The sequence below is a fragment of the Azospirillum fermentarium genome (assembly GCF_025961205.1).
Taxonomy (GTDB): domain Bacteria; phylum Pseudomonadota; class Alphaproteobacteria; order Azospirillales; family Azospirillaceae; genus Azospirillum; species Azospirillum fermentarium.
Genome location: NZ_JAOQNH010000001.1, coordinates 490,460 through 510,000 on the forward strand (window position 1 = coordinate 490,460; position 19,541 = coordinate 510,000).

General features: G+C 67.8%; 20 protein-coding genes and 1 tRNA gene (1 of these 21 cut by a window edge). 10 read left to right on the top strand and 11 right to left on the bottom strand.

What is annotated here, in order from left to right; translation table 11 throughout:
- Window positions 1-28 precede the first annotated feature (28 nt).
- From pheT to M2352_RS02430, 6 genes are all read right to left on the bottom strand, one after another.
- The gene (pheT, locus tag M2352_RS02405) at window positions 29-2,425 is read right to left on the bottom strand and encodes a phenylalanine--tRNA ligase subunit beta (protein WP_264662919.1); all 2,397 of its coding nucleotides are present in this window, start codon (window positions 2,423-2,425) and stop codon (window positions 29-31) included.
- Between the two features lie 15 nt (window positions 2,426-2,440).
- Window positions 2,441-3,508 carry a phenylalanine--tRNA ligase subunit alpha gene (gene pheS / locus M2352_RS02410; protein WP_264662920.1) on the bottom strand — a complete coding sequence of 356 codons (1,068 nt, stop codon included), beginning with the start codon at window positions 3,506-3,508 and terminating at the stop codon, window positions 2,441-2,443.
- Between the two features lie 122 nt (window positions 3,509-3,630).
- Window positions 3,631-3,999, bottom strand: a complete 369-nt coding sequence (rplT, locus tag M2352_RS02415) for a 50S ribosomal protein L20 (protein ID WP_264662921.1) — start codon at window positions 3,997-3,999, stop codon at window positions 3,631-3,633.
- Window positions 4,000-4,038: 39 nt separating this feature from the next.
- Entirely contained in the window at window positions 4,039-4,239 is a 201-nt protein-coding gene (rpmI, locus tag M2352_RS02420; protein ID WP_264662922.1) for a 50S ribosomal protein L35, read from the bottom strand.
- 141 nt (window positions 4,240-4,380) lie between these two features.
- Entirely contained in the window at window positions 4,381-4,779 is a 399-nt protein-coding gene (locus tag M2352_RS02425; RefSeq protein ID WP_264662923.1) for a helix-turn-helix domain-containing protein, read from the bottom strand.
- A 427-nt stretch (window positions 4,780-5,206) separates the two neighbouring features.
- Window positions 5,207-5,431: a hypothetical protein gene (locus tag M2352_RS02430; protein WP_264662924.1), complete on the bottom strand. Its 225-nt coding sequence runs from the start codon at window positions 5,429-5,431 to the stop codon at window positions 5,207-5,209.
- 167 nt (window positions 5,432-5,598) lie between these two features.
- On the opposite strand from M2352_RS02430, the gene M2352_RS02435 reads away from it, so the two are divergent.
- The 4 genes from M2352_RS02435 to phbB all read left to right on the top strand — a co-directional run bounded on the left by M2352_RS02435 (window position 5,599) and on the right by phbB (window position 8,268).
- A tRNA-Leu gene (locus tag M2352_RS02435) sits at window positions 5,599-5,685 on the top strand.
- Window positions 5,686-5,705: 20 nt separating this feature from the next.
- On the top strand, window positions 5,706-6,434 hold the full coding sequence (locus M2352_RS02440; protein WP_264662925.1) for an AraC family transcriptional regulator: 729 nt from the start codon (window positions 5,706-5,708) through the stop codon (window positions 6,432-6,434).
- A gap of 84 nt (window positions 6,435-6,518) precedes the next feature.
- The gene (locus tag M2352_RS02445) at window positions 6,519-6,971 is read left to right on the top strand and encodes a DMT family transporter (RefSeq protein WP_264662926.1); all 453 of its coding nucleotides are present in this window, start codon (window positions 6,519-6,521) and stop codon (window positions 6,969-6,971) included.
- 556 nt (window positions 6,972-7,527) lie between these two features.
- The gene (gene phbB, locus M2352_RS02450; RefSeq protein ID WP_264662927.1) at window positions 7,528-8,268 is read left to right on the top strand and encodes a beta-ketoacyl-ACP reductase; all 741 of its coding nucleotides are present in this window, start codon (window positions 7,528-7,530) and stop codon (window positions 8,266-8,268) included.
- 52 nt (window positions 8,269-8,320) lie between these two features.
- Here phbB and M2352_RS02455 read toward each other — a convergent pair whose 3' ends face one another.
- The 3 genes from M2352_RS02455 to M2352_RS26465 form a co-directional block, all read right to left on the bottom strand.
- Window positions 8,321-9,379 (bottom strand): COX15/CtaA family protein, encoded by a 1,059-nt coding sequence (locus M2352_RS02455; RefSeq protein WP_264662928.1) that lies wholly within the window; start codon window positions 9,377-9,379, stop codon window positions 8,321-8,323.
- Between the two features lie 132 nt (window positions 9,380-9,511).
- The gene (locus M2352_RS02460; RefSeq protein WP_264662929.1) at window positions 9,512-10,777 is read right to left on the bottom strand and encodes a pentapeptide repeat-containing protein; all 1,266 of its coding nucleotides are present in this window, start codon (window positions 10,775-10,777) and stop codon (window positions 9,512-9,514) included.
- Window positions 10,778-10,784: 7 nt separating this feature from the next.
- Entirely contained in the window at window positions 10,785-11,765 is a 981-nt protein-coding gene (locus M2352_RS26465) for a protein phosphatase CheZ (protein ID WP_319802013.1), read from the bottom strand.
- Between the two features lie 145 nt (window positions 11,766-11,910).
- Between M2352_RS26465 and M2352_RS02470 the strand changes: the two genes are divergently transcribed.
- From M2352_RS02470 to M2352_RS02480, 3 genes are all read left to right on the top strand, one after another.
- On the top strand, window positions 11,911-12,921 hold the full coding sequence (locus tag M2352_RS02470) for a hypothetical protein (protein ID WP_264662930.1): 1,011 nt from the start codon (window positions 11,911-11,913) through the stop codon (window positions 12,919-12,921).
- Window positions 12,922-13,012: 91 nt separating this feature from the next.
- Complete coding sequence (locus M2352_RS02475; RefSeq protein WP_264662931.1) at window positions 13,013-14,092, top strand: Do family serine endopeptidase; 1,080 nt, start codon at window positions 13,013-13,015, stop codon at window positions 14,090-14,092.
- A gap of 72 nt (window positions 14,093-14,164) precedes the next feature.
- Window positions 14,165-14,839, top strand: a complete 675-nt coding sequence (locus tag M2352_RS02480) for a hypothetical protein (RefSeq protein WP_264662932.1) — start codon at window positions 14,165-14,167, stop codon at window positions 14,837-14,839.
- A gap of 21 nt (window positions 14,840-14,860) precedes the next feature.
- Here M2352_RS02480 and M2352_RS02485 read toward each other — a convergent pair whose 3' ends face one another.
- Complete coding sequence (locus M2352_RS02485) at window positions 14,861-15,079, bottom strand: YMGG-like glycine zipper-containing protein (protein ID WP_264662933.1); 219 nt, start codon at window positions 15,077-15,079, stop codon at window positions 14,861-14,863.
- Between the two features lie 570 nt (window positions 15,080-15,649).
- Here M2352_RS02485 and M2352_RS02490 point away from each other — a divergent pair.
- Complete coding sequence (locus M2352_RS02490) at window positions 15,650-16,000, top strand: hypothetical protein (protein WP_264662934.1); 351 nt, start codon at window positions 15,650-15,652, stop codon at window positions 15,998-16,000.
- A 173-nt stretch (window positions 16,001-16,173) separates the two neighbouring features.
- On the opposite strand, the gene M2352_RS02495 is transcribed toward M2352_RS02490, so the two are convergent.
- Window positions 16,174-16,377: a hypothetical protein gene (locus M2352_RS02495; protein ID WP_264662935.1), complete on the bottom strand. Its 204-nt coding sequence runs from the start codon at window positions 16,375-16,377 to the stop codon at window positions 16,174-16,176.
- A gap of 554 nt (window positions 16,378-16,931) precedes the next feature.
- On the opposite strand from M2352_RS02495, the gene dnaK reads away from it, so the two are divergent.
- Window positions 16,932-18,842, top strand: a complete 1,911-nt coding sequence (gene dnaK, locus M2352_RS02500; protein WP_264662936.1) for a molecular chaperone DnaK — start codon at window positions 16,932-16,934, stop codon at window positions 18,840-18,842.
- A 98-nt stretch (window positions 18,843-18,940) separates the two neighbouring features.
- On the top strand, window positions 18,941-19,541 hold the 5' portion of the coding sequence (gene dnaJ, locus M2352_RS02505; RefSeq protein WP_264662937.1) for a molecular chaperone DnaJ. 554 nt of this gene lie beyond the right edge of the window; only the first 601 of its 1,155 coding nucleotides appear in the window; it begins with the start codon at window positions 18,941-18,943; its stop codon lies off the right edge, out of view.

The window sequence follows — 19,541 nt, forward strand, 5'->3', positions numbered from 1 at the left end:
ATGCGGTTTTTCCGCTGGGGGGTGCGTCCTAAGCACGCAGGCTGCCGCCCGTCGCCTTCACCACCGCGGCGACGATCTTCTGCCCGATGGCGTCGATCTCCGGCTCGGTCAGGGTGGCGGCGGTGGGCTGAAGCGTGACGTTGATGCCCACCGACTTGCGGCCCTCGCCCACCCCGGTGCCTTCGTAGATGTCGAAGACGCCGACGCCGGTGATCAGCGCCTTGTCGGCCCCCTTCACCGCGCGGACGATGCGGTCGGCCTCAACCCCGCGGTCCACCACGAAGGCGAAGTCGCGTTCCACCGGCTGGAAGGCCGAGAGGGTGAGCAGCGGTTTGGCCGTCCCGCCCTTCTTCTTGGGCGCCGGCACCTTGTCGAGGAAGACCTCGAAGGCCACCACCGGCCCCTTGACCTTCAGCGACTCCAGAATCGACGGGTGGACCTCGCCGAACCAGCCCAGAACCGTGGGGCCGAGGCGCAGGGTGCCCGACCGGCCCGGATGGTACCAGCCCGGCGCGTCGGTGGTGATCTGCAGGTTGCCGGCGGGCGCCCCCGCCGCCTCCAACACCGCCAGAGCGTCGGCCTTGGCATCGTAGGCATCGACGGCGCGCTCTTTTTCCGCCCAGTGGCGCGGTACCGCCTTGCCGGCGCGGACACCGCCGGCGATCTGGTCCTGCCCGTCCGGTTCCGGCGTGCGGTAGGCCGGGCCGACCTCGAACAGGCCGACGTCGGCAAAGCCGCGGTCGGAATTGCGGCCCGCCGCCTGGATCAGGTTGGGCAGCACCGACGGGCGCATGACCGTCAGATCGCTGGAGATGGGGTTGACCAGCACCAGCCCGTCATGGGCGGCCCCGAACAGCCCCGCCACCTCGGTGGACAGGAACGACCACGTGACCGCTTCCGACAGACCGCGGGCGGCCAGCGCCCGGCGGGCGGTGACGGTGCGGCGCTGGCGCGCGTCCACCGCCGGCTTGGTCACCGTGCCGGCCCGGTCCATGGGCGTGGTGGGGATGGCATCGTAGCCGTGGACGCGCAGGATCTCTTCCACCAGATCCGCTTCGCCATGGATGTCGGCGCGCCACGACGGCGGCACCACGGCGAAGGTGCCGTCGGCGCTCTCGGTCAGGGTGCAGCCCAGGTCCGACAGGATGCGCACCTGATCGGCCACGGGCAGGTCGATGCCGCCCAGCGCCTTCAGGCGGGTGGGACGCAGGGTGATGGTGCGCCGCCATTCCGGCACCGCCCCGGCGAACACCAGCTCCGACGCCTCGCCGCCGCACAGCTCCAGGATCAGGCGGGACGCCATCTCGATGCCCGCGACCACCGCTTCGGGATCGACCCCGCGTTCCAGACGGTAGCGCGCATCCGAATCGATGCCCAGCCGCCGCCCGGTGGAGGCGACGCGCAGCGGGTCGAACAGCGCCGCTTCCAGGAACACCGCGGTGGTCTCCTCGGTGCAGCCCGACGGCTCGCCGCCGATGATGCCGCCCAGCGCTTCCGGCCCGGCGCCGTCGGCGATCACCACCATGGTGTCGTCGATGGCGTATTCCTTGCCGTTCAGCGCCTTCAGCGATTCGCCCTCACGGCCCATGCGGACCACGATGTTGCCGGTCACCTTGCCGGCGTCGAAGGCGTGCAGCGGGCGGGCCACGTCGAAGGTCACCAGATTGGTGATGTCCACCAGCGCCGAGATGGGGCGCAGGCCGATGGCGCGCAGCTTGTCCTGCAGCCACTTCGGGCTCGGGCCGTTCGTCACGCCGCGGAAGCTGCGCCCGACATAGTACGGGCAGCCCGGCGTTTCGGTGGTGACGGTGATCGGCGACGGGAAGGTGCCCGGCACCGGATCGGCGGCCAGCGGCTTCAGCGTGCCCAGCCCGGCGGCGGCCAGATCGCGGGCCACACCACGCACCCCGGCGCAATCGGCGCGGTCGGGGGTCAGCGCGATGTCGATCACCGGGTCGCCCAGCCCCATGTAGTCGGCGAAGGAGGCGCCGACCGGCGCGTCCTCGGGCAGTTCGATGATGCCGTTGTGCTCGTCGGACAGCTCAAGCTCGCGCTCGGAGCACATCATGCCGTTGGATTCGACGCCGCGGATGACGCCCTTCTTCAGCACCATGCCCGAAGCCGGCACGGTGGTGCCCACGGGGGCGAAGCACACCTTGATGCCGGCCCGCGCGTTGGGGGCGCCGCACACCACCTGCAACGGCGCACCACCGTCGCCGGTGTCCACCATGCAGACGCGCAGCTTGTCGGCGTCGGGGTGCTTTTCCGCCGACACCACATGGGCGATGCGGAAGGGGGCCAGCGCCTTCGCCCGGTCCTCGATCCCTTCCACCTCCAGCCCCAGCATGGTCAGGCGGCGGGAAATCTCGTCCAGCGGCGCATCGGTTTCCAGATGCTCTTTCAGCCAGGACAGCGTGAACTTCATGGGTCCGGTCCTTCCTTACCGCGTCAGGCCATGGGCCAGCGAGGGCACGTCGAGCGGCACGAAGCCGTAATGCTTGAGCCAGCGCAGATCCGCTTCGAAGAAGGTGCGCAGGTCGGGGATGCCGTACTTCAGCATGGCGATGCGCTCGATCCCCATGCCGAAGGCGAAGCCCTGGTACCGGGTCGAATCGACGCCGCAGGCTTCCAGCACGTTCGGGTGGACCATGCCGCAGCCAAGGATCTCCAGCCAGTCGCCGAAGTTGCCCAGCTTCAGCTCGCCGCCCTTGCGCGAGCAGCCGATGTCCACCTCCGCCGACGGTTCGGTGAAGGGGAAGAAGCTGGGGCGGAAGCGCAGCGGCAGATCGTCCACGTCGAAGAACGCGCGGCAGAAGTCGATCAGGCAGCCCTTCAGGTGGCCCATGTTGGTGGTCTCGTCGATGACCAGCCCCTCCACCTGATGGAACATCGGCGTGTGGGTCATGTCATAGTCGGAGCGGAAGGTCCGGCCGGGAATGATGACGCGGATCGGCGGCTTCTTCTTCAGCATGGTGCGGACCTGCACCGGGCTGGTGTGGGTGCGCAGCAGCATCTTCCGCCCGTCCGCCGCGTCGGGCAGATAGAAGGTGTCGTGCATGTCGCGCGCCGGATGGCCCACGGGGAAGTTCAGCGCCGTGAAATTGTGGAAATCGTCCTCGATGTCCGGGCCGTCGGCCACCGTGAAGCCCATCTCGGCGAAGATGGCGACGATCTCGTCGATGGTCTGGCTGATGGGGTGGATGCGGCCCTCGGTCTGGGGGCGCACCGGCAGCGTCACGTCGATGCGCTCGGCTTCCAGCTTCTTGGCCAGATATGCGGCGGCCAGATCGGCCTTGCGGGCGTCGAGTGCGGCGGCGATCTCGTCTTTGAGCGCGTTCAGCGCCTGGCCGCGGGCCTTCTTCTCCTCTGCGGAGAGGGCGCCCAGTTCCTTCATCAGGCCGGTGATGCGGCCCTTCTTGCCCAGAGCGGTGACGCGGATCTCGTCCAGCGCCGCCAGATCGGCGGCGGATGCCACCTGGGACAACAGTTCTTCTTTCAGCGCGTCCATTTTTTTCGCTCCGCGGGCCAGGGGCGTCAGCCCCTGGACCCCATCAGGAAAAATAAAAAGGGAGCCGGTCCCGTGCAGGACCGGCTCCCTTTTCTTGTCTGGCGCTTGAACCCGAAGGGGGATCAGGCGGCCTTGTTGGCGAGCGCGGCCTGGACCTTGTCGACCAGGGCCTTAAACGCCTCCGGCTCACGGGCGGCCAGATCCGACAGCACCTTGCGGTCCACGTCGATGCCGGCGATCTTCACGCCGTTCATGAAACGGGAGTAGGTCAGGCCGTACTGACGCACACCGGCGTTGATGCGCTGGATCCACAGGCCGCGGAACGCGCGCTTCTTGTTGCGGCGGTCGCGGTAGGCGTACCGAAGGGCCTTTTCGACCTTTTCGATCGCGATGCGGAAGTTCTTGGAGTTGCGGCCCCGGTAGCCCTTGGCGAGCTTCAGGATCTTGCGGTGACGGGCGTGGGTGGTGACGCCGCGCTTAACACGAGCCATGGTTCTGTTCCCTCAATACCAGTAAAGGCGCGCGCCGGATCAGGCGTTGCGCAGCCAGTTCTTCAGCACGATGCGCGCGTCGGCATCGCACAGGGTCATCATGCCGCGGGCGGACCGCTTCATGTCGGGGGACTTGTGCTCCAGGCAGTGGCGCTTGTTGGCCGCACCAGCGCGCACCTTGCCGCCGGCGGTGACCTTGAAGCGCTTCTTGGCGCCGCTCTTCGTCTTCAACTTGGGCATTTTCGGTCCTCAAGTCAGGGGTCTGTACGGGGCGGTTGGGCATGCCCCGGGCATTCGGCCCGGCCTCGCCGCCCGTGGAGCGCGGTTTATACGCGGTGGTTGCGATTTTCGCAAGGGCTTGTGGTTTTCGCACAGCGCCGATCAGGCAGACCGGACGCGCCGGGGTTCCGGCACCGGCAGGCCCTCGGCCTTGGGCGCGTCGGGGGTGGCGTGCGGCTTGGGCGGCTCGCCGACGATTGAGCGCAGGCTTTCGATGAAGCCGCGGCCCTTGTCGGTCAGCGTCACCACCTTGCGGCGGCGCTCGCGGGGGTCTTCCTGGGCCTGCACCAGATCGAACCCGGCCTTGCCGAACGAATGCCAGCGGCTGAGAGCCGCGACGTTGCGGGAGGCCGAGGATTGCGCAATGCCGAGACGTTCCGCCAGCTCGCCGATGGACATCCCTTCGTTCTGCGCGATCGTGATGAACGACAGCGCGTATTGGATGGGCAGATCGGGGTCGAGGGTGCGGAACGCCTCAAGCACGCGTGCAACGGTCAGCACCGCATCAGGGCGGGCGCGGGCCGGCATCAGAAAGCCCTCCGGGGACAAGCCGCGGCGGCGGCGCCCAACGGGCCGGCGTGTGAATGATGTTCAGGCGTCCGATCCATACGACGAACTCCCCGTTCTCCCGCCGGACGGCGACCGTGGTCCCACCCGGGCGTGCCCAACGGGCGTATTCAGCAAACAGACGATGACCGAACAGGTTCACATAGACACTCATAACACCCTCTCCCATACGACGATTCACCGGAACAGCCCGCGGTCTGGGGCGGGGCAAGGCGCCAATCGGCGGCCGGGCGTACCGCCGGCATGGCGGCTCGGTGGTTTCGGGTGGCGAAAGTGTGTTTCATGGTCTCGTCTCCTTGGATGAACAGGCCGGGCGGGGTGGCGGAAGGCCGCCGTCCGGTGGTTTTTCAGGTATCGCCCGTCAGCGGAACGCGGGCAAGCGGCAATAGACGCGGACGTCCGCCGGCACCCGGTTCTGCGGTGAATCGGCGGCGGGCGTTGCACCGAAGACATGATGGGCACCGGCACCATCCCCCATGCCGATATCCCGGCACAGATAGGGGCTCAGGCTTTCCACCGGGGCCACGGACCGGGGGGGCGGGCGCCCGTCCAGCCACCGCGCCTTCCACGCGGACCAGAACGACATGACACGACTCCTTGGACAAAAATACCGGGGGACAAAAATACTGGGTCCGCAATATATCCGATATCGGGATGTTTTCGTCAACGGCGAAGGCCGGCATAATGACACGGGCCAGCAACAGACGAATTGTGTTCGGGAATGGAATTGGGTATACAGGCCCTCTGTCGCGTGCGGGCGTGGCGGAATTGGTAGACGCAGCGGACTCAAAATCCGCCGTCCTCACGGATATGTCGGTTCGAGTCCGACCGCCCGCACCACCGCTTCCGGCGCACCGCCGATGACACAGCGTCTCTTTCCAGATCCTCCCCACACCGCCCCGGGCCTGAACGGGCCGTGGGACTATTGGCGCCCGGCGGACAGCCGCATCGTCGAATTGGGGACGGTGCGCGGCCTGGACGTGGCCCTGCCGGTTCATTTCCACGACGAGGACCAGGTGACGTTCGTCCTGTCGGGGCGGCGGCGCTTCGTCATCGGCGGCGAGCGGGCCGATGCCGGCCCCGGCCAGGGCGTGGTCATCCCGGCGCGCACCCCTCACCGCTCGCTGGCGGACACGGCGGAGGTGGTGTGCATCAACATGTACCTGCCGCCGGGGGGCTATGGCGCAGCGGAGGTGATTGCCGCCCTGGCCCGTCATTGGCGCCGCACGGGGGGCGTCGGCTGGGCCGATCTCATGCTCATCGCCGAAGATCACCGCTGCGTCACCGGGACCATCATGGAGCCGCCCCGCGGCGATCCAGGGGGTGAGCCGTGGGAAACGGTGGACCTCATGGCCCGGCGCGCCGGCATGACCCGCGAAGGCTTCACCCGCCGGTTCACGCGGCAGCACGGCGTGCCGCCGCATGCGTTCTCCCTGTTGGGAAGGCTGAACGAGGCCCGCCGGCTGCTGCGGGCGGGCGAACCCATCGCCGGGGTGGCCGCCGACACCGGCTTTACCGACCAGAGCCATCTGGGCCGCTGCTTCCGCCGCGCGTTCGGGGTGACGCCGGGGCGGTATCGGGCACGGTAGGTCACATCCGTACCAGACCGCCGCCGCCCCCGCCTGTTATCCCCTCCCCCACACACGCACCGTCCTGTGAGGGAGTTTTTCATCATGACAGCCGCCTTGTCCGTCCTTTCCTATCTGCTGGTGGTGGGGGCCGGGGCCAGCGTCGCCTTGCAGCAGGTGCTGAACGCCAACCTGCGCACCGCCCTGGGATCACCGTGGTGGGCGGGGTTCGTCAGCTATTTCGTCGGCATGCTGGCGATGCTGGCCGTCGCCCTGGCCGCCCCCGGCCCCCGCCTGTCGGAGGCGTTCGCCGGACCGGCGCCGTGGATGTCGTGGAGCGGCGGGCTGTTCGGCGCCCTGTTCATCGGCACCGCCATTTTGATGGTGCCGCGCCTGGGGGCGGCGACGGTGCTGGCCCTGATCGTGGTGGGACAGATGCTGGGGTCGCTGGCCTTCGACCATTTCGGCCTGTTCGGGCTGGTGCAGCAGCCGGTCAGCCTGCCCCGGCTGGCGGGGGCCGCATCCTTGATCCTGGGCGTGGTCCTGATCCGCCTGTAGCCGCGGGGAAGGGCCGGTCCCGGACCAGGCAAACGGCCCCAAAACAAAGTATCAGAGCCCCGTTCCGCAATGTTGCAGCGCGGGAAAGAAATGGATAACCTTTCGCAACGGCTCAAAATCAGCCGCCGCCGGGCCGGGGACTCAACCGTCCCTGATTTTCGTACCAGCGCCGTCTTGCGCGCCCGGACGGCCTCTTATCCCCCGTTTTACCGTCGTCCGGCCAAGACTGCGACATAAAGCCGCAGTCTCAGGTCATACGCCCCTGGCCCGATCATAATCCTTTGGAATCAATTCGAAACTTTAAAAGACAATTCGTCAGTATGCCCCGCCTTATGTTGCACTGTCTCAAAATGTTCGCACGAGCGATGCTGCGGCGCAGTTGGCGGGACCGGGTACCCTGTAATATGGTGGTGCTTGCCGCGGCGGGTGATCCACAGGGGAATCGGAAGAACGGCGCGGTGGTGACAAAGCCCTGCTTTTGACGGGGGTTTTCATCCGACGATCAACCGTGGGCATTTTTCCTGAAGAATTGCCTTTGTAGAGTGGAGCGACAGTGATGTCTCAGAAGATCGCGCTTGTCACCGGTGCCATGGGCGGCCTCGGCACCGCCATTTGCCAAGCGCTTGCCAAGGACGGTTTCGTCGTGGCGGCCAACTGCCTGCCCGGCTTCGAACCCGCCGCGGCGTGGCTGGGCCAGCAGGAAGCCGCCGGCTTCAAGTTCTACGCGGCCGAGGGCGACGTGTCGGACTACGAGAGCTGCAAGGCGATGGTGGCCAAGATCGAAGCCGACCTGGGCCCCGTGGACGTCCTGGTCAACAACGCCGGCATCACCCGCGACAAGTTCTTCCCCAAGATGGAAAAGGGCCAGTGGGACGCGGTGATCAACACCAACCTGACCAGCCTGTTCAACGTCACCCATCAGGTGTCGGCGAAGATGGCTGAGCGTGGCTGGGGCCGCATCATCAACATCTCCTCGGTCAACGGCGTGAAGGGCCAGGGCGGCCAGACCAACTATTCCGCCGCCAAGGCCGGCGTGATCGGCTTCACCAAGGCGCTGGCCGCCGAACTGGCGACCAAGGGCGTGACCGTCAACGCCATCGCCCCCGGCTACATCGGCACCGACATGGTGATGGCCATCCGTGACGACATCCGTCAGGGCATCATCGACACCGTTCCGATGAAGCGTCTGGGCAAGCCGGAAGAAATCGGCGGTGCCGTGTCGTACCTGGCGTCCGAGATCGCGGGCTACGTCACCGGCGCCACGCTGAACATCAACGGCGGCCTGTACTACCAGTAATCCGGTTCCCCGTTCCCGCAGCCGGGCAGGCCCCGGCGGCGGGAACGGTTTTCTACTCCCGCAGCCGGTGCAGCAGGGCCACCAAAAGCCCCACCACCGCCAGCGCCCCCGCCTGATGGGCGGCTGCGACGGGAATCCACACCACGCTCAGCAGCGTGGCGATGCCCAGCCCCACCTGGACCACAACGGCGATGCCCAGCGCCAGCGCCACCCGCCCGGTGGTCCGCCCCGGCAGTTCGGCCCGCCACACCCGCACCGCCAGCGCCACCACCACCGCCGCCGACGTCAGAGCCAGGGTGCGGTGGATCAACTGCACCGCCGCGGTGTTTTCCAGCGGGTTGAGCCACCACGGCGTCAGGTTTCCCACCTCCGGCGGGATCCAATGCCCGGCCATGGTGGGAAAGGTGTTGTAGGCCAGCCCGGCATCCAGCCCGGCGACGAAGGCCCCCCACACGATGGTCAGCCCCACCACCGCCAGCGCCCAGCGCCCATGCCGGCGCAAAGCCCCCGCCTGCGGATGCCAGCCCGACAGCGGCAACGGGTCGCTGATGCCCAGCGCCAGCCGCAGCGTCAGGCCGTAGATGACGATGGCGGTGCCCAGATGCAGCGCCAGCCGGTAATGGCTGACCTCGGGCCGGTCCACCAGCCCGCTCATCACCATGTACCAGCCGATCAGCCCCTGCAGCCCGCCCAGCAGGAACAGCCCGCCCAGCCGCAGCGCCAGCGCCCCCGTCAGCCGCCCCTGGACCAGAAACGCCAGGAACGGCAGCAGGAAGGCGAAGCCGATCGCCTGCCCCCACAGCCGGTGGAACCATTCCCACCAGAAGATCCGGCGGAACCCGTCCAGATCCATGGCGCTGTTGTAGATGCGGAATTCCGGCGTCGCCTGATAAAGCGCGAAGACGCGGTGCCATTCGGCGTCGGACAGCGGCGGCAGGATGCCGATCAGCGGCTTCCATTCCGCCATGGACAATCCCGATTCGGTCAGCCGGGTGACCGCCCCGATCACCGCCATGGCCACGATCATGGCGCAGCAGGCATACAGCCACACGGCCACCGGCCGCACGGACGGACGTCCCTCTTCCCCCGCAAGCACGGTCACGGCAGTCACAGCCACCCCTCCCCCCAAGACGCGCCGACCGTCCTGACATGGGTGCCCCCGATGCCGAGGTCAAACCGAATGGGATGCAAGGGCCCCGCCCTTGCCGGGGGAGCCCGAGGGGAAGCTCCCCTCGGCCTTTTTCTAGAACGACGGCGCCGCCATCCGCGCACCGTCGAGGATGGCGTCGTCCATGGTGGTGCCGGTGCGGTTGCAGCCGGTCAGGTCGGCCATGGTCAGGTCGCAACTGTTGAAGTTGGCCTCGGCCAGCGAGGCGCCGGCCAGCCGGGCGCGCACCAGCGACGCCCGCATCACCTGATGGGACGAAGCGATCTGCAGCGACGAGACGTTGGCCCCGTCCAGCCGGGCGTCGATCAGGATGGCGCGGTTCATCACCGCCCCGCGCAGGTCGGCGCCGCGCAGGTCGGCGGAGCGGAAATCGGCCCCTTCCAGCCGGGCGGCCTGAAACTGGACGCCGCGCAGGGTGGCGTTGCGCAGCTTCACCTTGTCGGCGAGCGCCAGGGTCAGGACGGCGCCGGCCAGATTGGCGCCTTCCAGGTTGCGTCCGCTGATGTCGAGCTGCCGCCCCAGCTTGCCCCCCGATCCCAGCCACAGCATGTGCAGCCGCATCAGCTCTTCCAGCGGCTCGGGCGGGGGTTCGGGGTCGCCCGCCGGCTCTTCCTCCACCGGCAGGGGGGGCAGGTTCTTGATGGCGGCGGCCTCGGAATCGGTCCGGGCCGTGTCCATCAGGTCCAGCTCGTTCATGAAGGCGCCGTCGAGATTGGCGCCGCGCAGGTCCGCCCCCGCCAGTGCCGCCCCGTGCAGGTCGGCGCCGATGAAGTTGCAGTCGCGCAGGTCCGACCGCTCCAGCCGCGCCCCGTTCAGGGTGGTGTTGGTGAAATCCACCTGCCGGGCGAAGCTGCCGGTCATCTTGGCCCGCGCCATGTCGGCGTTGTTGATGCGGGCGGTGGACAGGTCGGCGGGGCCGGGCTGGAACCCCACCACCTTCTTCTCGCCGGGGCTGCTGCGGTTGACCAGGGCGCCGTCGCGCAGGTCCACCTCCACCAGGGCGGCGTTCTCAAGGTTGGCGCCGCGGATGTTGGCGCCGCGCAGGTCGGTGCGGTAGAGGCGCGCCTTGCGCAGGTCGGCGCCGCGCAGGTCGGCGCCGTAGAGGTCGGCGTAATCGAGGATGCTGCCGCGCAGGGACACCTCGCGCAGGATGGCGCCCGACAGGAAGGCACCGGTCAGGTTGCGGCCGGTCAGGTCCAGCCCGGTCAGGTCATAAAACGGCAGGTTGGCACGCGCACCGCCGTTGCGCCCCTCGGCGAAACGCTGGTGGCGTTCGCACACCCGGTCCAACTGTTCCTGGGTGAGCTTGACGCGTGTTTTCAGGGTGCCGTCGTATGCCATGTCTCAATCACGCGAACAGCTTGTCGATGTCGTCCTGCGAAATCGGCTCCCCCGCGCTCGCCGGGGCCGCAGGCGGGGGCGGAGGCGGTGGAGGACGGGACGGTGGAGGCGGCGGTGGAGGCGGCGGTGGAGGTGGAGGCGGCGGTGGCGCCGCACCCCCGAAATTGAGCGCTCCCGGATTGGAACTGGCCATCTGGTCGAACAGGGCGTCGATGTCCTGCTGGCTCACCCCCTGCCCGTCCAACTGCGGCCCGTTCAGCAGATGGGCGTCGGGCCGGTCGTCGTTCATCTTGCGGTGTGCCGCCGACATATCGACGCTGGGCATCACCCCGGCGGCCCGCTCCACGCCCCAGATCTCGATCATGGTGTTCACGCGCTCCTCGATGTAGCGGAGCGTGTTGATGACCTTGGTGGTGCGCTGGCCGGTGATGTCCTGGAACGAGCAGGCGGTCATCACCTCGATGCACTGCGCTTCCACCCCGTCGGCCAGTTCGGCCCAGTCGGGATCGTCGCGGGGGATGAGGGCGGTGTATTCCTGGATCTTTTCCACCGCGTTCAGGATCTCGGTGGTCGCCTGCTCGGTGGCGTTGACGATGGCGTCCAGCTCGGCGGTGGCGGCCATGATGCGGTTGGCGCCGGTGTCGGCGGGGCGGAGTGCGGCGATGTCCCGGTGCGCCTCCTGCACGAACTGGCCGATGGAGTTCAGTTCCTGCTGGATGCGCGACAGATAGGGGTCGCCGCCGGCCATGGCCGCGGCAGCCCCGCCGCCGCCGGCCATGGGCATGGGCGCAAAGCCGTCGATGGACGCCAGCCGCTGCACCTGGGCGCTCAGGCTGGCGGCCACGGCGCTGAATTCATCGACGGCGACCACGCGGGCACGGCGGTCGCGCATCCGCAGGAACGCGCGGCCGCGCGCCGTCTGCGACAGCGCTTCTTCCATCTTCTGATAGTCCTGCTCGCTCAATTCGAGCAGTGGCGTATCATTCATTCCCGGCTCCGGCCCGGCACTTCCGTTCTTCGATAAGAGACGAAATGATATTTAACCGCGCAAAGCAACGGCGTAAAGCCATGCGGGGTGCCCCTTCTCCATAAGCCATATGTGGCGGCAGCACCCGGACGGCCAGGATTTTGTCATGACATCACCCCCGCCCCCCGTTCATCTGCCCGTTCCCGTGCCCCAGCCGGCGGAAAGCCCGGCGGTGGAGCCGGTGCGTTGGCGGTTTCGGCCCCGCTGGCCGGCGGTGGCTCTGCTGGTCCTGTGGGCGGCGGCGGCGGTTTCCATCCCCGCAATGCGACAACAGGACGCGCGGGCGGTGGCCGCCGCGCGGGCCGAAGGCGTGGCGGCGGAGGCCGCCGCCCGCCTGGACGCGGTGGTGTCCGTCATCCGCGCGGCGGCGGGGGAGAACCGCGGGGCCGGCGCCGTCCCCGCCGTGGCGGCCGCGCTGTCGGTCCTGGCACCGGACGGCTGGCTGGGGATCGTGCGCACCGACGCCTATGGCGCCATCGCCGAATCGCGGGGAACGGTGCGGCCCGCCCCGGCGGTCCTGCGCGGGGCGGTCATCGCCGCCCGCCCCCTGGTGACGGTGGACGTTATCCGCGGCAGCGGCGGGCGTGACGGCACCGGCTCCCAGCCGGTGGTGGTGGTGGCCGTGCCGGCGCCGGCCCCCGCCGCAGGCACGGGAACGGCCATGACCGAAAGCGTGATCGCCGTGGTGCTGGCCGCCCATGTCTGGCGTCTGGAGGGGGAGGAGGACGCCGCCCTGCTGGCCCCCGGCTGCACCCTGCTGGCCGCCCGCCCCGCCGGGGTGGGGGTGACCGACGCCGGGCGCTGCCGGCAGCGGCTCGACACCCCCGGCGGCTCTGCCGGGCTGGGACGGCTCGGGGAGGAGCCGGAATGGGGGGAGGTCGCCCTGCGCCCGGCCGCTCCCCGGACCGCCGCGCCCCCCCAGACCGGCGCGGCGGACGGCGGCGGGGCCTCGGCCCCCTGGGCCGTGCTGGTGCCGGTGCCGCGGGATACGCCCGCCCCCCTGCTGCTTCTGTGGGCGCTGGGGCCGGCGGGGGTGCTGCTGTTGGGGATGCCCGCCGGGCTGCCGGGGGCGCTGCGGCGGCGCTGGATGCGGCGGCGGACGGCGGGACGGGCTTGAAAGCACAGAGGCTTTTGCCCAATTCTGCCGGTCGTGATGCACGCCGGACGATCATCGCCGGATGACCGGGGCGAAGGGGGAGAGAGGGGCTATGAACGTGAAACGGATCGCCGCCCTGGCGGCGCTGGCCATCGGCCTGGGCACCGGAGTGGAAATGGCGGGCGGGGCCTCGGCGGCCCTGCCGGCGGCGGTGATGGGGGCCGGCACCATCGCCCCCATGCTGGAAGCCGTCACCCCGGCTGTGGTCAACATCGCCGTTCTGTCCAAGGCGCCGCAGGTGGAAAACCCGCTGCTGCGCGACCCGTTCTTCCGCCATTTCTTCAACATCCCCGACATGCCGCAGCAGCGCCCGCGGGCCAGCGCCGGGTCGGGCGTGATCGTGGACGCGCACAAGGGCTATGTGGTCACCAACAACCACGTGGTGGAGAACGCGCAGGAAATCGTCGTCACGCTGAAGGACCGCCGCCGGTTCACCGCCACGCTGGTGGGCCGCGACGCCGCCACCGACATCGCGGTGCTGAAGATCGGCGCCGACCGGCTGACGGCGCTGCCCATGGGCGATTCCGACCGGCTGAAGGTGGGGGATTTCGCGGTCGCCATCGGCAATCCCTTCGGCCTGGGCCAGACGGTGACGTCGGGCATCATCTCGGCGCTGGGCCGCAGCGGGCTGAAGGTGGAAGGGTACGAGGACTTCATCCAGACCGACGCCAGCATCAATCCCGGCAATTCCGGCGGCGCGCTGGTCAATTTCCAGGGCGAGCTGATCGGCATCAACACCGCCATCATCGGCCCGGCGGGCGGCAGCGTGGGCATCGGCTTTGCCGTTCCCACCTCCATCGTGCGCACGGTGATGGACCAGATCGTCGAATATGGGCAGGTGCGCCGCGGGCGCCTGGGCGTCGCCATCCAGGATCTCACCCCGGAACTGGCGGAAAGCCTGAACGTGGAGGGCGACCAGGGCGCCGTGATCGCCAAGGTGGAGAGCGGATCGGCGGCGGACCGCGCCGGCCTGCGCAGCGGCGACGTGGTGACCTCGGTCGATGGGCGCCCGGTCCACAGCGCCGCCGACCTGCGCAACCGTGTCGGCCTGGTGCGCGTGGGCACGCCGGTGCAGTTGCAGGTGGTCCGCCGCGGCAAAGAACAGACGCTGACGGTCCAAACCCAGCGGTGATGCGTTATTCCTGACGGACCACCGTTCTTTTCCGCCGATTCCCGAAGACCCCATCCCCCGAAGACCGAGGACATGCCGCCGCTCCGCCCGCCCCGGCCCCCCGCCGCCCCGCCCAACCCGGCCGTGCTTCAGCGCGAAGCGGCACGCCTGATGCTGCGCCTGGACGAGTTGTGGAAGAAATCCCAGACCCTGGCCGAGACGGCGCGCAGCCGGGTCAGCATCGGCGGCCTGACCCGCTACCGCCGCTTCACCCGCAAGGTGCGCGATTTCTTCTCCCTCGCCGCCACGGTGGAGGAGCGGCTGGACGCCCTGCCCCCCGATCTGGCCGACCAGATGCTGCTGGCGCTGGACCGCATGCACGCGCGCATGGTGCTGCTGTTCGTGGAAACCAGCGCCGCGTTCTTTTCCGTGTTCGCCCGGGCGCGCTATCTGCCGCTGGGCACCTATGAGATCTGCGGGCTGGAGCTGCGTGGGCTGATGGCCATCCGCGCCTTTCTCGACGATCCCCGCTACGACGGGGAGCGGGGGCAGGCGCTGCGGGACGAGACCGACCGCATCGCCCAGCTCATGCGCACCACCATGGAGCGCATGCCCCCCCTGCCCGATTTCGGCGATCAGCCCAGCGTCGGGCCGCGCGGGGCGGTCAACAAGCCGCTGAAGGCCCCGCGCCCGGCGCCACCCGCCGCACCGGCCGGCGACTCCGTGCCGGGGGTGCGGCAGATGTCACCCGACGATTTCCGCGAGTAAGCCCACTTAGGCGGAAAAGGGTCAGCGCCCACCCGACAGCGCCCCCACCGCCGCACCGCCGGCACCGCCGATCAGGCCGCCCACCCACGGGCTGCCGCCGGTGACGGAGCCGATGACGGCACCGCCCGCCGCCCCGATTCCGGCGCCCATCAGCGCCCGGTTTTCCCGATGCGACAGGTTGGAACAGCCCGCCAGCAGAGCGGCGGCCATGGCGGCGGCGGCAAATTTCCTCGTCAGCATTCCCTGGGCTCCTCTGTTGCTCCTGTACGGGAGTATGTGAACACGAACACACGAGGCCGAGGTTTCATTCCCGGCGGCGATCCATAGTGTCGCAGGCAGCCCCAGTCCCGGCGGTGACGGCAGGATCGGTCAGATGCTCTGCCGTATCCGGGCGGTAACAATCATTGACGCAACCGTTACCATACCGCCCGCACCGGAGACGGGGAGCCGTATCCGGCCAAGCCACCCGGCACCCGCAACGCCATCGGCCCCACGGTGGCAGGAGGTTTATAACCATATGAAAAACAATGACTTGCCTTATTTCACCCCGCGGTTGTCACACCTCTTCCAGGGGAACGCAGCGGCTGGGAAAAGGTTCCCTTCATATCTGAAAGATTTAAGACGGTTTTTGATCCATTTACTTTGGTGTTACCAACACCGAGGCATTCAATAAAATTCTAGACAATCCTTTGGCGATTACAGTCCCCGCCCTTCCGCATCTGACGATAATTTCTATTTACAAGGCGTTTTTTTTGGGTAGGTTCAGTGTCGTAACAAACATCTTCTGATCTCTTGAAAAGAGCCGCGGCCATGTCCAATGCCCTGCACACACCCGCTTTGTCTTTCGCGCCCGCCGAGCATCCGGGGGAACGGCGCCAGCGGCACACCATGCCGGTTGCAGCGGTGGGAACGGCATCACCGGTTCCGGCGTCTCTCAGCGACACCCTCCACGCGGGCAGCACGGCCACCCGCAGCGCCCGCCCGCTGGGCCGCGTGATCCATCTGGCCTCCGTGGGGGTGTGGACGGTGACGCTGGGCGGATGCCTGGCCGAGATCGGCGGCGTCATCTGCTGGCCCGACCGTGAATCCCTTACCCTGGCGGCGGCCCAGGCCGGCATGGAGCTGTCGGATCTCGTCACCCGCACGGGCCAGGGGGGCTGAAGCCCCGCTCCCGCTTTCGCCAGCCATCGGCCACGGGGTGTCGGGCCGCCCCCGGCAGGGGGCAGAAACGCCGGACAAAAAAGCCGGGCCGCGCCATCCAGAGGAACGGCGCGGCCCGGCGTGTGTCCGGCCAAGCGTCTATTCGCTGTCGCCTATGACGATCATCGGGAAGGTCAGCAGTGACCGGCGCTGCCGGCCATCAGGGCGTGAAGCTGCGCGGCATGGGCGTCATGGGCCAGGGCCGCTTCTTCGGCAGCCAGAGCCGCCAAGCTGATAAAACGCGCCAGATCCCCCAATTCGCTGCGTTCGGCATCATTTTGCAGGCTGTCGAGGCAGGATTTGATGGCCAAGGCCACGTCGCGCCGGTCTTCCCTCATGATCGCATCCCCAGATTCTGGCAGTCGCCCGTAACACCGGCGCGAATGACACCGGCATCTCCTACATAAGAAATGCCTATATCACAGCAATCATGACTCCAAGAGAAAAAAATCTTTCCTGCTCCAGTAACGGCAACGGCTTGTTCGCAACTCACTCTTATGTTGGCGCTTCTTTTTCCTTAATCAACAGTTAACATGTTCATCTTTTCTAGCGTATCACGGGAAGATCACTTCGACCCATGCGGGTGGGGAGGGGATGCAAGTGAATACCCGGGTATATCAAGGACATATACTTGTATGTTTCCCTGTTTTTCTGCCATCACGGCGGGACCGCGTGCCACACGGTGGGGACTGGAGGAATCTGCGCCGTTTTGCCACAATCTCTGCCCGATTGATGCGGGAGGGCGTTGCAGGCTTTGGCCGACCTGCCTATATCTGCCGCGAACCGTCGCACACGCGCCGACCGAACCGTTCAACGACCGCAGGGGACCGCAGGCGGTGCCGACCCGAACAGACCAGGGCCGCCGCGATCTGCCGAACAACAGAGGTTAGACATGAGCAAAGTGATTGGCATCGACCTTGGCACCACCAACTCGTGCGTTGCCGTGATGGAAGGCTCCTCCGCCAAGGTGATCGAGAACGCCGAGGGCGCCCGGACCACCCCGTCGATGGTGGCCTTTGCCCAGAACGGTGAACGTCTGGTGGGCCAGCCCGCCAAGCGTCAGGCGGTGACCAACCCCGAAAACACCTTCTTCGCGATCAAGCGCCTGATCGGCCGCCGCTACGAAGACCCGCTGACCAAGAAGGATCAGGGTCTGGTGCCCTATTCCATCGTGTCGGGCGACAACGGCGACGCGTGGGTGCAGTCCTTCGACAAGAAGTTCAGCCCCAGCCAGATTTCCGCCTTCATCCTGACCAAGATGAAGGAAACCGCCGAGAACTACCTGGGCGAAAAGGTGACGCAGGCCGTGATCACCGTGCCCGCGTACTTCAACGACGCCCAGCGTCAGGCCACCAAGGACGCCGGCAAGATCGCCGGCCTGGAAGTGCTGCGCATCATCAACGAGCCGACCGCCGCCGCTCTGGCCTATGGCATGGAGAAGAAGGGTGCGGGCGTCGTCGCGGTGTACGACCTGGGCGGCGGCACCTTCGACGTGTCGGTGCTGGAGATCGGCGACGGCGTGTTCGAGGTGAAGTCCACCAACGGCGACACCTTCCTGGGCGGTGAAGACTTCGACGCGCGGATCATCGAGTACCTCGCCGACGAGTTCAAGAAGGAGCAGGGCATCGACCTGCGCAAGGACCGTCTGGCGCTCCAGCGTCTGAAGGAAGCGGCGGAAAAGGCGAAGATCGAGCTGTCCTCGGCCATGCAGACCGAGGTCAACCTGCCCTTCATCACCGCCGACCAGTCCGGCCCGAAGCACCTGAACATCAAGCTGACCCGCGCCAAGCTGGAAGCCCTGGTGGACGACCTGATCCAGCGCACCATCGAGCCGTGCAAGGCGGCCCTGAAGGACGCCGGGCTGAAGGCCAGCGAGATCGACGAGGTGATCCTGGTCGGCGGCATGACCCGCATGCCCAAGGTCATCGAGGCGGTGAAGCAGTTCTTCGGCCGTGAGCCGCACCGCGGCGTGAACCCGGACGAAGTGGTCGCCATCGGTGCGGCCATCCAGGGCGGCGTGCTGAAGGGCGAGGTGAAGGACGTCCTGCTGCTCGACGTGACCCCGCTGTCGCTGGGCATCGAGACGCTGGGCGGCGTGTTCACCCGCCTGATCGACCGCAACACCACCATCCCGACCAAGAAGAGCCAGGTCTTCTCCACCGCCGACGACAACCAGACCGCGGTCACCATCCGGGTGTTCCAGGGTGAGCGCGAGATGGCCGCCGACAACAAGATCCTGGGCCAGTTCGATCTGGTCGGCATCCCGCCGGCCCCCCGCGGCGTGCCGCAGGTGGAGGTGACCTTCGACATCGACGCCAACGGCATCGTCAGCGTCACCGCCAAGGACAAGGCCACCGGCAAGGAGCACCAGATCCGCATCCAGGCCTCGGGCGGCCTGTCGGACACCGACATCCAGAAGATGGTGAAGGACGCCGAGGCCCACGCCGCCGAGGACAAGAAGCGCCGCGAACTGGTGGACGCCCGCAACCAGGCCGACGCCCTGATCCACACCACCGAACGCACCATCAAGGACGGCGGCGACAAGATCCCGGCGGCCGACAAGGCGGCGGCGGAAAAGGCCGTGGCCGACCTAAAGGCGGTGCTGGAGACCAGCGATCTGGCCGACCTGAAGGCCAAGACCGATGCCCTGGCCCAGGCCTCCATGAAGCTGGGCGAGGCCATGTACAAGGCCGGTGAAGCGGGCGAAGGGGCTGCCGACGGCGGCGCCAAGGCCCAGGCCGAACCGGGTGTGGTGGACGCCGACTTCGAGGAAGTGGACGACAGCAAGAAGAAGCCGTCGTAAGTCACGCCCGAACGGCCACAACCATGGTATAGCGTCTGTTCCGCCGGCCCCGTCACGGGGGCCGGCGGAGCGGTACGATTGAGAGGCGCTCGGGACACATGGCCAAACAGGATTATTATGAACTGCTGGGTGTCGCGAAGACCGCCAGCGCCGACGAGTTGAAGAAGGCCTACCGCAAGCTTGCCATGCAGTACCACCCGGACCGCAATCCGGGCGATGCTGAGGCGGAGCACAAGTTCAAGGAAATCAGCGAAGCCTACGACGTCCTGAAGGACGAGCAGAAGCGTGCGGCCTATGACCGTTTCGGGCACGGAGCCTTCGAGAACGGCCGTGGTCCGGGCGGGGCCGGCGGCGGATTCGGCGGTTTCGATTTCGGCGGCGGCGGCGGCGGATTCGCCGACATCTTCGACGAGATGTTCGGGGAATTCATGGGCGGCGGACGCCGGGGCGGCGGGGCCGCATCGGGCCGTGGCCAGGATCTCCGCTTCAACCTGGAAATCTCGCTGGAAGACGCCTTCAAGGGCACGCAATCGACCATCAAGGTTCCCACCTCGGTGGCGTGCGACACCTGCAACGGCAGCGGTGCCGCGGCGGGAACCCAGCCCATCACCTGCCCCACCTGCGCCGGCCACGGCAAGGTGCGCAGCCAGCAGGGCTTCTTCACCATCGAACGCACCTGCCCCGCCTGCCACGGCGCCG